This window comes from Aggregatibacter sp. 2125159857 (assembly GCF_017798005.1).
Lineage (GTDB): Bacteria > Pseudomonadota > Gammaproteobacteria > Enterobacterales > Pasteurellaceae > Aggregatibacter.
In genome coordinates this window covers 138,017-150,145 of sequence record NZ_CP072548.1, presented here as the reverse complement: position 1 = coordinate 150,145, position 12,129 = coordinate 138,017, and the positions used below count along the sequence as shown (strand labels likewise).

Here is a 12,129-nt window from a genome sequence, read left to right as displayed (position 1 = left end):
ATGAAATCGTTTAATGACATTAAACGACGGAATAAGTAAGACAATCGAGGCTAAATGAATGCCGGTCCGGCACGAATTGGCGCATGAGAAATAAATGGCGAACGCGAAAAGTGCGGTTCGTTTTGGGAGAGAATTTCAACCGTCGGTAAGGTATGTTGCGGTTGACATTGTTGCTGGCGGGTTTGTTGTAATAACGACACCGCCGTTAAAATTTGAGGCGCATTTTGTTGTTGCGTATTTTGATAGTTTTCATTACCAACAGAGGTGGGATAATTCAGTTCCTGTGTTGCGGGCAAAACAAAAATCGCCAGCATGCCGAGGAGCAGTCGCGACCAAAAATTGTGTTTGCTTTTGTTGGAAATAATCATAAGGATTTCACTATCAAAAAATTGTCGGTATTGTAGCGGAATTTCGCTACAATGTCATAAATATTAGGGCGGAGAAGCGGAAAACAAGGCAATGCGTTATCAAAAACCGATCAATATTCACACCTTATTGCAAGATTCGCCATTGGCGAAAATGATGCAAAAAGGCGTTCGACTGAATGAACTAAATCAGCAAATGAAAGCGTTCTTTCCTGCGGAATTTGCCGGGCTGTATCGTATTGCCAATATTGAGCAACAGAGTTTGCGTATTGAGGTAGCCAACGCCATGGTTCGCCAAAGTTTTTTGTTTCGTCAGCAGGTATTATTGGGCGTTATTCAGCAGCATTTGCCGGAAATTACCGAGTTAATTTTTTACATTAACCCTGAATTTCGTCCTGAGTCATAAAAGTGCGGTGTCTTTTTCAGGCGTTTTTACGGAGCTGAGATGAAAATAGGGAAGTTAGCCAAAGCGGTTGGTTGTAGTGTGGATGCCATTCGATTTTATGAACAAAAAGGCATCATGCCACGCCCGCTTCGTTCTGCAGGTGGTTTCCGTTTATACACGGACGAACATGTGCAGCGCTTGTCATTTATTTGTTATTGCCGATCTTTGGATATGTCCCTGGAAGAAATCAAATTGCTCTTGAGTTTAGACGCCGCATCGGAACAAAAAAAGACGGAAATTAATCAATTACTCGATCGACATATTCAAGACATCGCCAAGCATATTCATCGTCTGCAACATTTACGCATGAATTTGTTGCAATTAAAACAGCAATGTGGCGCATCGGAACAGCAGAATTTACTGCAGATCTTACAGCGTAGCCATGCGAAGTTCAGACCGATAAGATAACCACCGAAAATGTATAAAACGTAACTTGGGGCGGTAGGGGAAAAGATCTATACTATTGGCCTGATTTACTTTTCTCGGAGTTGTTATGCCGGATCGTTCTCCTAATATCACAACACATGATCCTTTCGGCAGCTTGTTGGGTTATGCGCCCGGTGGTGTTGCCATTTATTCTTCAGACTATAATACAGCAGATGCACAGGAATACCCTGACGATGCCGCTTTTCGTAGCTATCTGGGTGGCGAATACATGGGCTATAAGTGGCAATGTGTGGAATTCGCCCGTCGCTATCTTTATCTCAATTACGGCATGGTCTTCACCGATGTTGGCATGGCGTACGAAATTTTTTCCCTGCGTTTTCTACGCCAAGTGGTGAATGACGCATTGTTACCGCTACAAGCCTTTGCCAATGGTGGAAAGCGAGCGCCGGAATGTGGTGCGTTGCTGATCTGGCAGGAAGGTGGCGAGTTCAAACACACCGGCCATGTGGCAATTATCACCGAGGTGCTGACAGATAAAGTACGCATTGCAGAACAAAATGTGATTCACTCCCGCCTGCCGAGCGGTCAACAATGGACCCGTGAATTGCCAATGACGGTAACAGAGGACGGCTATCGCTTACAGGATACCTTTGATGATACAGAAATCCTTGGTTGGATGATTCAAACAGACAGCGAGGAATTCAGCCTGCCACAACCTATGCCGGCGCCGAATAAACTCAACATTTGTGCAAAACATATTGAGAATCAAGGGCAGTTTTCAGCAAACTGGCTGGATGAAACAAAACCGTTAGAGGCGGCTTATGTTAAAGCAATGCAAGGACATCGAGTGAATCATGGTGATCAATATCGTTATTTTGCGCTTTCCGAAAGCGCACAACATGAACTGATTCGCGCCACAAATGAATTACATCTCATGTATTTGCACGCCACCGACAAAGTACTCAAAGACGATAACTTATTGCAATATTTCAACATCCCAAAACTGCTTTGGCCTCGCCTGCGGTTATCTTGGCAAAATCGTCGTTATCAAACCATCAGTGGGCGATTAGATTTCTGTCTCGATGAGCGCGGTTTGAAAGTGTATGAATACAATGCTGATTCCGCCTCTTGTCATGCTGAAGCGGGCGCAATCTTGCCTCGTTGGGCGACACAAGCCGGCCTCACTGCGGGGCATGATCCGAGCGAAGGTTTACTTAATGCGTTGGCAGATACATGGAAACACAGCCATGCGACATCGTTAGTCCATATTATGCAGGATTACGATGCAGAAGAAGATTACCATGCCTTGTTTATGCGTGATGCCCTGATACAAGCCGGTTTTAAAACGAAGATTATTCACGGCACGGAAGGCCTCCACTGGGATACGCGCGGACAATTATTAGACGATGAAAATCAGCGTGTCCAAAGCGTATGGAAAACCTGGGCTTGGGAAACCGTGTTGGAGCAATTACGTGAAGATGCGACAGGGCGTGAAGTTGCTCCGCCGATTCGTACCGGCTATCCGGAAGATAAAGTGCGGTTAATTGACGTGTTACTTCGCCCAGAAGTGTTGGTTTATGAACCCTTGTGGACAGCCATTCCAAGTAACAAAGCCATTTTGCCGGTGTTATGGTCGTTGTTTCCAAATCACCGTTATTTGTTGGAAGCGGGATTTGAACTGACACCAGAATTAATTAAAAATGGCTATGCACAAAAACCAATTGCCGGTCGTCGTGGGGATAATGTGAAACTCATTGGCGAATGTAAAACCGTGTTAGACAGTACAAACGGCCGTTTTGATAAACAGGAAAACATTTACCAGCAACTTTGGTGTTTGCCGAAAGTAGAAGATCAATATGTACAGGTATGCACTTTTACTGTAGGTGGACATTATGCCGGGAGCTGTTTGCGTTCCGACCCGACTCGGGTGATTGTCGGCGATAGTGATATGCAGCCGTTACGTATATTCAACGACAAGGCATTTATCACGGATTAAGCCATCAAGGGATCTTTAGACTGTTCTCTAGGCATTTGAGTCATAAAAATTTTGGAAAGAATGTTCGAATCTTTGATCAAGATAACAGTTTTTAGGTAGAAATTCTCATAGAATAGAGACAGTCTTTATTTTTAGTACTTTTAACACAACGAGGTGATCTATGACTGACTTAAGTAAAGTGATTAAAGAACTTGAAGCACTTGGTATTCATGATATCAAAGAGGTTGTTTATAACCCAAGTTATGAACAATTATTTGAAGAAGAAACCAAACCGGGCTTAGAGGGTTTTGAAAAGGGTACGTTGACCACAACCGGCGCCGTGGCTGTGGATACCGGCATCTTTACCGGTCGTTCACCGAAAGATAAATATATTGTGTTGGATGACACCACAAAAGACACCGTTTGGTGGAATTCCGATGCAGCGAAAAACGATAACAAACCAATGACCCAAGAAACTTGGGTGAGTCTGAAAGGTCTTGTGACGAAACAACTTTCCGGTAAACGCCTATTTGTGGTTGATGGTTTCTGTGGTGCTAGCGAACAAGACCGCATTGCGGTACGTATCGTGACAGAAGTAGCATGGCAAGCACATTTCGTGAAAAACATGTTTATTCGTCCGACAGAAGCTGAATTAAAAGATTTCAAACCCGGTTTCGTGGTGATGAACGGTTCTAAATGCACAAACCCAAACTGGAAAGAACAAGGTTTGAACTCTGAAAACTTTGTTGCCTTTAACTTGACTGAACGTGTTCAATTAATCGGCGGTACTTGGTACGGCGGTGAAATGAAGAAAGGGATGTTCTCCATGATGAACTACTTCCTACCGCTTAAAGGCGTTGGTGCAATGCACTGTTCCGCTAACGTAGGTAAAGAGGGCGACGTAGCAATCTTCTTCGGATTATCCGGTACGGGTAAAACAACCCTTTCTACCGATCCTAAACGTGAATTAATCGGTGACGATGAACACGGTTGGGACGATGTGGGTATCTTCAACTTTGAAGGTGGTTGCTACGCGAAAACTATTCACCTTTCTGAAGAAAATGAACCGGATATTTATCGCGCAATCCGTCGTGATGCGTTATTAGAAAACGTAGTTGTGCGTGCTGATGGTTCTGTTGATTTCGATGATGGTTCTAAAACAGAAAACACGCGTGTGTCTTATCCGATTTATCACATCGATAACATCGTTAAACCGGTTTCCCGTGCAGGTCATGCGACTAAAGTGATTTTCTTAACGGCAGACGCATTCGGCGTATTGCCACCGGTTTCTAAATTAACACCGGAACAAACTAAGTACTACTTCTTATCAGGCTTTACTGCAAAATTAGCGGGTACAGAACGTGGTATCACTGAACCAACCCCAACTTTCTCAGCTTGTTTTGGTGCAGCATTCTTAACTTTACACCCAACTCAATATGCGGAAGTATTAGTTAAACGTATGCAAGCGGCAGGTGCGGAAGCTTACTTAGTGAACACCGGTTGGAACGGTACAGGTAAACGTATCTCTATTAAAGATACTCGCGGTATTATCGATGCTATCTTAGATGGTTCTATCGAAAAAGCTGAAATGGGCGAATTACCAATCTTCAACTTGGCAATTCCTAACGCTTTACCAGGTGTTGACCCAGCTATCTTAGATCCGCGTGATACTTACGCAGACAAAGCACAATGGGAAGCAAAAGCGAAAGATCTTGCCGGTCGTTTCGTGAAGAACTTCGAAAAATATGCAACAAATGCTGAAGGTAAAGCGCTAATTGCAGCTGGCCCTAAAGCATAATTGTCTGGCGCACTGCAAGACGTTGTATTAAAAAATAAATTAAACGACCATCACATTCATGATGTGATGGTCGTTTTTTTATATTGAATTCAATTCGCTGAAAACACTAAGTGTTTTGAAACCAGCTGGACGTTAACGTATCAACATCAAAAACTTGCCCAATTAACGGCGTCAAAGGATTTAACCCCAACTTCTGCGCCATTGGAATGCTTTGTAATACCGGCTCATTCCAGGCGTGCAATGCCAAAGGATAAGCGCCCCAGTGAATCGGCATAAATCGTTTCGGATTTAACTTAACGGCTAATTCAACCGTTTGATGAGGAAATAAATGGTTATCCGGCCAACGCTCATCATATTGTCCATTTTCAATGAAAGCGATATCAAATCCGTTAAAACGTTCGGCGATTACATCAAAATGCTGACCATAAGAAGAATCACCATGGAAATAAAACCGCTCTTCTTTATGTTGAATCACAAAACTGGCCCACAGTGTTCTACTATTATCAAATACACCGCGCCCGGAATAATGGCGTGCAGGCAGTGCGGTATAACGTACCCCGTTATATTCCACACTGTCCCACCAATCTAACTCGGTAATTCGTGCCGGTGCCACACCCCAGCGTTGTAATAAAACGCCAATTCCCAGCGGTACAATAAAATGGCACTGGCGTTTAGCAAGAGTGCGTATGCTTTTCCGCTCAAGATGATCATAATGATTATGGGAAATCAACGCGACATCGATCGCCGGTAACTCTTCAATATGAGCAGGAGGATCTTGGAAACGATGCATCATCACTGGCAGAGGCGAGGCACTTTTGCCAAACAGCGGATCGGTCAGAATCGTTTGAGTGCCAAGACGCATCATTAACGTCGAATGACCAAACCAAATAAAGCGGCCTTTTGGTGCCGGAGCTAAAAAGGTTGTCCAATCCGGCTTAAGAATGGGCAATGGCTCAGGAGGATGCAGCGATTTTTCCTGAAAAATGAATTTCCACATTGCACTGGCGGCGTGAACTACTGGTCTTCTCGCTTCAGCATTAAAAAAAGTGCGGGTGTGAGGATCGTAATGTTCGGCGGTAGAATAATGAGGATAACGCTTAGCATAAAGCCAACGCCCCATTCGACATGCGACATAGCCAAACATTCCCCGTTGCTTTTTGTGTGTCATCGTTACCATGTCAATGAACCCATCAATGTTTCCATTATATGCCAACTTTTCTGAAATAATCGCTCAGCGAATGAAATAAAATCACGTTAACCCTCAGGGTAACAAGCATAAAAAAATACCTGTTTCCGGCATGGTAATTTGAAAATAAGGCATTTTCACTCATTAGCGGTGCTAACGTGGTTCGCCTTGAAGTCTTTCTTTTTAAAAAGAAAAGAGTAAGATTAAGCGCAATTTTTGAATAACGAGGATAGCCTCCGTGATGAAAAGGCCTCATTTACGTACACCCAAGCAAGGCATAACGAAAATCTTTAGAAAAAAAGGCAAAATGCTGTGGAAACCCTCTTTAAGTTTTTCGCAAACAAAGGTGGTTTTATTTAATAAACCTTTTGATGTGCTCAGCCAATTTACCGATGGCGAGGGGCGTGCCAGCTTGAAGGATTTTATTGATATTCCTGATGTGTATCCCATTGGGCGGTTGGATAAAGACAGCGAAGGCTTACTTCTCTTAACAAATAACGGGGAGATTCAACATCGTTTGGCGAATCCGCAATTTAAAATGGCGAAAACGTATTGGGTGCAAGTGGAAGGCATTCCGAACGAAGAGGCGTTGGAACAACTGCGTAAAGGCGTGTTGTTAAAAGATGGCATGACACAACCGGCGAAAGTGCGGTCGATTTTGCCGCCGGATTTTTTATGGGCGCGTGTGCCACCTATTCGTGAACGGAAGCAGATTCCAACCTCGTGGTTAGAAATTCAAATTCACGAGGGAAAAAATCGACAAGTCCGCAGAATGACTGCCCATATTGGTTTCCCTACATTACGTTTAATTCGTTATCGGCAAGCCGGCTTTGATGTTAAAAATTTACCGCCGAAAAGTTACCGCACTTTAACCACAACCGAGCTTCAACAACTTTATCACTTACTGCAACTGACCGACTAAAACCATGACAGACTTAACACAATTTATTGCCGATTTTACCCAAGACAGCCATGTCTTCATTTTCATTAAAATCCTCTTTGCCATGGTGCTTGGGGGAATTATCGGCTTAGAAAGAGAACTCAAAGCCAAACCGGTGGGCGTGAAAACGTGCATGATTATTGCGGTGACGACGTGCGTGCTAACCATTGTCTCCATTCAATCTGCCGAGCATTATGCCCAAGTGTCTGAAAATATCCGCACCGATCCTATGCGGCTGGCGGCACAGGTGATTAGCGGCATCGGTTTTCTTGGTGCCGGAGTGATTTTGCGTAAACACAATGATGCCATTTCGGGGTTAACTACGGCGGCGATCATTTGGGCGGCGGCAGGTATTGGCATTGCGTCAGGGGCGGGATTTTATTTTGATGCACTTATTGCCACGATGATGATCCTTGTTGCGATTCGCTTAAGTCCTTATGTGCATAAATGGGTTCGCCGCCACGAAAAGAAAGGAAAAACACGCATTAGCGCCACGCTTTCTTCCGCTGAAGCCATTGGTCAATTTATCTTGTTATTAAAAGCACATCATCATCTTATTGAAAATATGAATATTAAAGATCAGGGCAACGGTGAAACAAAATTAACGCTCCGTTGTGCAATGAATAATAAAGAAACCGCACATGAATTATATGCATTATTAAAACAATCACCGAATATTCTTCATTTAGAAGTCGAGAATTAACCATTCCGAATAATTAGCAGAATATCATCATGTATTGATGATGGGATATAAAAAAGAGTTGATATATCAACTCTTTTTTTATGCCGATTTATTCGGGCGTATCTTTGGCTAAAAATTGAAATTCAGGGGTTAATATGCTTTTTAAATCGTTTTCATAAAATGACAGGGTCAATTCTTTTTCCCCTTCAGCATAAGATCCTAATGCATAGGGCGGATAAACAAACGTAATACCCTCACGAGAAAAATAGACATTTTCACTGACATAGAAATCATCTTTTGACATAAACGGTTCGATAAGCTCACCTTGTTCATTGCGATATTGATTTCTATATCTCTCCCACAATAAAGATTTTAATTTATCTTGTGCGGATTTAACGAAAATATCCTCCACTTTAATTACTACTTTTTTCTTTAAATCCACAAGGACAAAATCCGTCCCATAAAGACCGTGTGCACCACCGGTATAATTGTGTGAGAAAATGGTAAACGTGGCAATATTTTCCCGTTGCCCTAAATATTCGGTCAGCATTTGGGTTTCATAGGCTGACATTTCGTATTCTTTCGCCTCTTTGAGTGCGTCTGCCATATTATGTTGTAAAAATTCGATAAATTGTTGTTTATTATCGATTTTTATATTTTTATCTACGCCAAACCGTTTAATGACTTCATTTAATAATAACTCGGTTAACCAATCTGAAGACGTTTTTAACGTGGTAATATCAAATTGCACTTGATGCCATTCCTGATCGTTTCCCTCGCTCGTGGAGGAAGGAATTTTTTCTGTTTTTTGAAATAGCACTTCCGGTTCTACGCGAATCATTTGATTTTCCGCTAAATCAGCCACCTGTTTTTGCAAGGTCGCAACCTGTTCATTTAATTGGGCGATTGTTTCTGCTTGCTTTTGGGTGTCTTTATCATGGCAAGCTGTGAGTCCCATCACGCCAGCAACTAAAACAGCGATGAATAATTTTTTCATAAAATTTCTAATCTCCCTGTGAGAGAAAATGGGGGGAAGTAAACGTATTTTTGCGTCAAATTTCTACCGCACTTTAAGTGCAGTCGCCATATTTTCTTGTAATTGTTCCAACATGGCATAACGTTTACGGTACATAGAACGCTTATTGCTTGGAATGTCGTCCATATTTTTGGTTTCAAAATGCAATGGCAATTCCCAATAATCTTTTAATGTGCCGGCAGATTCTGCGAAAATCGCATCATAATCCACCACATAACGTTTGCTTTGCACAATGCGGGATTTGTTTTGATACTTATGCGGAATGCCCCACAAAGCGGAATAACCCAATACTTTGGTCAGGGCTTTCATAGCTTCCACCATCAAATAAGCCGGACGCAAGCCATGGCACTTTTTCGTCAGCAATTTCACCATATCTTTTGAGCCTTCAAAATTTGGCCCTTGAATCACCGCAATTAAAAGCGCCTGTTGCACTTTGCCGAAAGTCAATAAATACACCAATTCTTGGCTTGGTGAATGAATCAGTTCCAATGTCCAAAACCCTTCCATTGGCTGATGTTCGCTAAGCATTAATTTAAGCTCAAAGTCAGGAATCACTTCACCAAAAGAAATGGCGTGTTGCCACAACGGCGGCAAACCAAGTGCGGTCAATTTTTCCGGTAAAAATGTCAGGTTGTCGCACATGGCCTCCAAGCGTTGTTTGGCACTAAAGCGTTTATCTAAGAAACGGTGCGCCAAGGGATAGCTAAAATCCGGGCGGGTATTTAGCAGAGGCACGAGCGACGCGTTCTGATTGACAAAATATTCAAATTTTTTAATGGCTTGTCGGTGAAGAAGGGAGCGTAAGCGATAACGTAAGCGTTTCATGCGATACGATTTTTTACCTCGATCCGGATACAAAGCGAGAGGATGAGGCCATTGATAAAGAGCGTGTTGAGTCATTGGATGCCACAATCAAAATAGAAATAAAGTTGGAGCGCATTTTCGCATAATCTCCCCTTTTTTGCATTTTTTTGTCGTTTTTTTGCGGTTGATAAAGTATCCTAGCCGGCAATTTATCACCTAGCATACAAAGCACATCATGTCAGAGATTAAACTGAATTATCACAAAACTCATTTTTTAACCAGTTCACCGAACCTCAAAAGTCTGCCGGAAGACAGTGGCGTTGAAATCGCTTTTGCCGGCCGCTCTAATGCAGGCAAATCAACGGCACTGAATGCCTTAACGAATCAGAAAAACCTTGCTCGTACGTCAAAAACCCCGGGGCGTACCCAGCTCATCAATTTGTTTGAGGTGGAGCCACAATGCAAGTTAGTGGATTTGCCGGGCTATGGCTATGCTGCCGTGCCGGAACAAATGAAATTGCAATGGCAACAAGCCCTTGGTGAATATTTGCAAAAACGCGAATGCCTTGCCGGAATTGTGATTTTGATGGATATTCGCCATCCGCTCAAAGATTTGGACCAGCAAATGATTGAATGGGCGGTGGCCTCTGAAAAACCGGTGTTATTACTGCTTACAAAAGCGGATAAACTGAGCCAAAGCGAACGCAGCAAACAAGTCAAAATGGTGCGTGAAGCGATTTTACCGTTCCAAGGTGACATTCAAGTGGAGGCGTTTTCAGCCTTGAAACGCACCGGGATTGATCGCTTGGCCACTAAATTAGATACGTGGTTTGCGCCGGTTTTTGCCTAAAAAAAGCCATTTCTGCGATTCTGATCGCAAAAAAGTGCGGTGTGAATTTCTTTCATTTCGCAATTTTTTTATTTTGGCGCTCCGCCTTTTTCTTCAGCATTACGGAGCCCAATATGTCTTTAGCCATCGTTTACAGCCGCGCCTCCATGGGCGTTCAAGCGCCACTGGTTACCATTGAGGTGCATTTGAGCAACGGTAAGCCAAGTTTTACGCTGGTTGGGTTACCGGAAAAAACGGTGAAAGAAGCCCAAGATCGTGTCCGCAGTGCGTTGCTCAATGCTGAATTCAAATATCCTGCCAAGCGCATTACCGTCAACCTCGCCCCGGCAGACTTACCCAAAGAAGGCGGACGTTTTGATTTGCCTATTGCGATTGGTATGATTGCCGCCTTTGGTTATATCGATCCGGAAAAATTAAAACAGTTTGAATTTATCGGCGAACTTGCCCTGACTGGTCAACTGCGTGCCGTGCATGGCGTCATCCCTGCGATTCTGGCGGCGAAACAAGCCAAGCGAAAATGCATTATTGCACAAGGCAATGCCAACGAAGCGTCACTGGTTTCTGAGCAAGAAACCTATTACGCCAATTCCTTATTAGATGTGGTGCAATTTCTTAATGAACAAGGGGAGCTACCTCTTGCCGGCGACATCAAAACTCAAAGTGCGGTGGATTTTTTCCCTGAAAATCCCAAAGATCTGACAGACATCATCGGACAACAACATGCTAAGCGCGCTTTAATGATTGCCGCAGCAGGACAGCACAATCTGTTATTTTTAGGTCCGCCCGGTACAGGAAAGACCATGCTTGCCAGTCGCTTAACGGGATTACTGCCGGAAATGACCGATCAAGAAGCCATTGAAACTGCCGCGGTTGCAAGCCTTGTACAAAATGAACTGAATTTTCACAACTGGAAACAGCGTCCTTTTCGTGCGCCTCATCACAGCGCTTCCACACCGGCATTGGTAGGTGGCGGTTCGATTCCAAAACCCGGGGAAATTTCCCTCGCACACAATGGCGTGTTGTTTTTAGATGAACTGCCAGAATTTGAACGCAAGGTGTTAGACGCCCTACGCCAGCCGTTAGAAAGTGGTGAAATCATCATTTCTCGCGCCAATGCCAAGATTCAATTTCCGGCAAGATTTCAGCTGATTGCCGCCATGAATCCCAGCCCGACAGGGCATTATCAAGGTACCCATAACCGCACATCGCCACAACAAATCATGCGCTATTTAAATCGCCTATCAGGCCCATTTTTAGATCGTTTCGATTTATCTATTGAGGTGCCATTGCTGCCGCAAGGGAGTCTGCAAAATAGTGGTGATCGTGGCGAATCCAGTGCCATAGTGAGAGAGAAAGTCTTAGCCGCCCGTGCCATTCAACTGCAACGTGCCGGCAAAATTAACGCCCATTTAACCAGCAAAGAAATTGAACGGGATTGCAAATTGGAAGAGAAAGACGCGTTATTTTTAGAAAATGCGTTGACCAAACTCGGGCTGTCTGTGCGGGCATACCACCGCATACTGAAAGTTTCCCGCACCATTGCGGATTTAGAAGGGGAAAAGCACATTCACCAGCGACACTTAGCAGAAGCTCTTGGCTATCGTGCGATGGATAGGCTGTTACAAAAGCTTTCTAAAGCATCTGTGTAACTAAACGACAAG

At 43.6% G+C, this 12,129-nt stretch carries 12 protein-coding genes; 8 read left to right on the top strand and 4 right to left on the bottom strand.

The window, feature by feature from the left end:
- Positions 1-50 precede the first annotated feature (50 nt).
- Positions 51-368 carry a secA translation cis-regulator SecM gene (secM, locus tag J5X96_RS00725; RefSeq protein ID WP_209363661.1) on the bottom strand — a complete coding sequence of 106 codons (318 nt, stop codon included), beginning with the start codon at positions 366-368 and terminating at the stop codon, positions 51-53.
- A gap of 91 nt (positions 369-459) precedes the next feature.
- Between secM and J5X96_RS00720 the strand changes: the two genes are divergently transcribed.
- From J5X96_RS00720 to pckA, 4 genes are all read left to right on the top strand, one after another.
- Entirely contained in the window at positions 460-771 is a 312-nt protein-coding gene (locus tag J5X96_RS00720; protein WP_209363659.1) for a DciA family protein, read from the top strand.
- A 39-nt stretch (positions 772-810) separates the two neighbouring features.
- On the top strand, positions 811-1,218 hold the full coding sequence (locus J5X96_RS00715; RefSeq protein WP_209363657.1) for a MerR family transcriptional regulator: 408 nt from the start codon (positions 811-813) through the stop codon (positions 1,216-1,218).
- Positions 1,219-1,303: 85 nt separating this feature from the next.
- Positions 1,304-3,193 carry a bifunctional glutathionylspermidine amidase/synthase gene (gene gss, locus J5X96_RS00710; protein WP_209363655.1) on the top strand — a complete coding sequence of 630 codons (1,890 nt, stop codon included), beginning with the start codon at positions 1,304-1,306 and terminating at the stop codon, positions 3,191-3,193.
- 160 nt (positions 3,194-3,353) lie between these two features.
- Positions 3,354-4,970 carry a phosphoenolpyruvate carboxykinase (ATP) gene (gene pckA / locus J5X96_RS00705; protein WP_209363654.1) on the top strand — a complete coding sequence of 539 codons (1,617 nt, stop codon included), beginning with the start codon at positions 3,354-3,356 and terminating at the stop codon, positions 4,968-4,970.
- Between the two features lie 106 nt (positions 4,971-5,076).
- On the opposite strand, the gene J5X96_RS00700 is transcribed toward pckA, so the two are convergent.
- Positions 5,077-6,138 carry an MBL fold metallo-hydrolase gene (locus tag J5X96_RS00700; protein ID WP_209363652.1) on the bottom strand — a complete coding sequence of 354 codons (1,062 nt, stop codon included), beginning with the start codon at positions 6,136-6,138 and terminating at the stop codon, positions 5,077-5,079.
- Between the two features lie 325 nt (positions 6,139-6,463).
- On the opposite strand from J5X96_RS00700, the gene J5X96_RS00695 reads away from it, so the two are divergent.
- Positions 6,464-7,078, top strand: coding sequence for a pseudouridine synthase (locus tag J5X96_RS00695; protein ID WP_245193497.1), 615 nt, complete (start codon positions 6,464-6,466; stop codon positions 7,076-7,078).
- Between the two features lie 4 nt (positions 7,079-7,082).
- Complete coding sequence (locus J5X96_RS00690; protein WP_209363648.1) at positions 7,083-7,799, top strand: MgtC/SapB family protein; 717 nt, start codon at positions 7,083-7,085, stop codon at positions 7,797-7,799.
- An 88-nt stretch (positions 7,800-7,887) separates the two neighbouring features.
- Here the strand turns inward: J5X96_RS00690 and J5X96_RS00685 are convergent, their stop codons facing one another.
- Both J5X96_RS00685 and J5X96_RS00680 read right to left on the bottom strand, forming a co-directional pair.
- Complete coding sequence (locus tag J5X96_RS00685; protein ID WP_209363647.1) at positions 7,888-8,775, bottom strand: RsiV family protein; 888 nt, start codon at positions 8,773-8,775, stop codon at positions 7,888-7,890.
- Between the two features lie 63 nt (positions 8,776-8,838).
- Positions 8,839-9,714 carry a DUF535 family protein gene (locus tag J5X96_RS00680; protein WP_209363645.1) on the bottom strand — a complete coding sequence of 292 codons (876 nt, stop codon included), beginning with the start codon at positions 9,712-9,714 and terminating at the stop codon, positions 8,839-8,841.
- Between the two features lie 139 nt (positions 9,715-9,853).
- Between J5X96_RS00680 and yihA the strand changes: the two genes are divergently transcribed.
- Complete coding sequence (gene yihA / locus J5X96_RS00675) at positions 9,854-10,468, top strand: ribosome biogenesis GTP-binding protein YihA/YsxC (protein WP_209363644.1); 615 nt, start codon at positions 9,854-9,856, stop codon at positions 10,466-10,468.
- Between the two features lie 113 nt (positions 10,469-10,581).
- Entirely contained in the window at positions 10,582-12,117 is a 1,536-nt protein-coding gene (locus tag J5X96_RS00670; protein ID WP_033002516.1) for a YifB family Mg chelatase-like AAA ATPase, read from the top strand.
- Positions 12,118-12,129 lie beyond the last annotated feature (12 nt).

Excerpts from the sequence above, each read along its gene's own strand:
- J5X96_RS00690 (WP_209363648.1), top strand. The coding sequence starts at position 7,083 with ATGACAGACTTAACACAATTTATTGCCGATTTTACCCAAGACAGCCAT.
- J5X96_RS00720 (WP_209363659.1), top strand. The coding sequence starts at position 460 with ATGCGTTATCAAAAACCGATCAATATTCACACCTTATTGCAAGATTCG.
- gss (WP_209363655.1), top strand. The coding sequence starts at position 1,304 with ATGCCGGATCGTTCTCCTAATATCACAACACATGATCCTTTCGGCAGC.
- J5X96_RS00695 (WP_245193497.1), top strand. The coding sequence starts at position 6,464 with ATGCTGTGGAAACCCTCTTTAAGTTTTTCGCAAACAAAGGTGGTTTTA.
- J5X96_RS00685 (WP_209363647.1), bottom strand. The coding sequence starts at position 8,775 with ATGAAAAAATTATTCATCGCTGTTTTAGTTGCTGGCGTGATGGGACTC.
- yihA (WP_209363644.1), top strand. The coding sequence starts at position 9,854 with ATGTCAGAGATTAAACTGAATTATCACAAAACTCATTTTTTAACCAGT.
- J5X96_RS00700 (WP_209363652.1), bottom strand. The coding sequence starts at position 6,138 with ATGACACACAAAAAGCAACGGGGAATGTTTGGCTATGTCGCATGTCGA.
- secM (WP_209363661.1), bottom strand. The coding sequence starts at position 368 with ATGATTATTTCCAACAAAAGCAAACACAATTTTTGGTCGCGACTGCTC.
- J5X96_RS00680 (WP_209363645.1), bottom strand. The coding sequence starts at position 9,714 with ATGACTCAACACGCTCTTTATCAATGGCCTCATCCTCTCGCTTTGTAT.
- pckA (WP_209363654.1), top strand. The coding sequence starts at position 3,354 with ATGACTGACTTAAGTAAAGTGATTAAAGAACTTGAAGCACTTGGTATT.
- J5X96_RS00670 (WP_033002516.1), top strand. The coding sequence starts at position 10,582 with ATGTCTTTAGCCATCGTTTACAGCCGCGCCTCCATGGGCGTTCAAGCG.
- J5X96_RS00715 (WP_209363657.1), top strand. The coding sequence starts at position 811 with ATGAAAATAGGGAAGTTAGCCAAAGCGGTTGGTTGTAGTGTGGATGCC.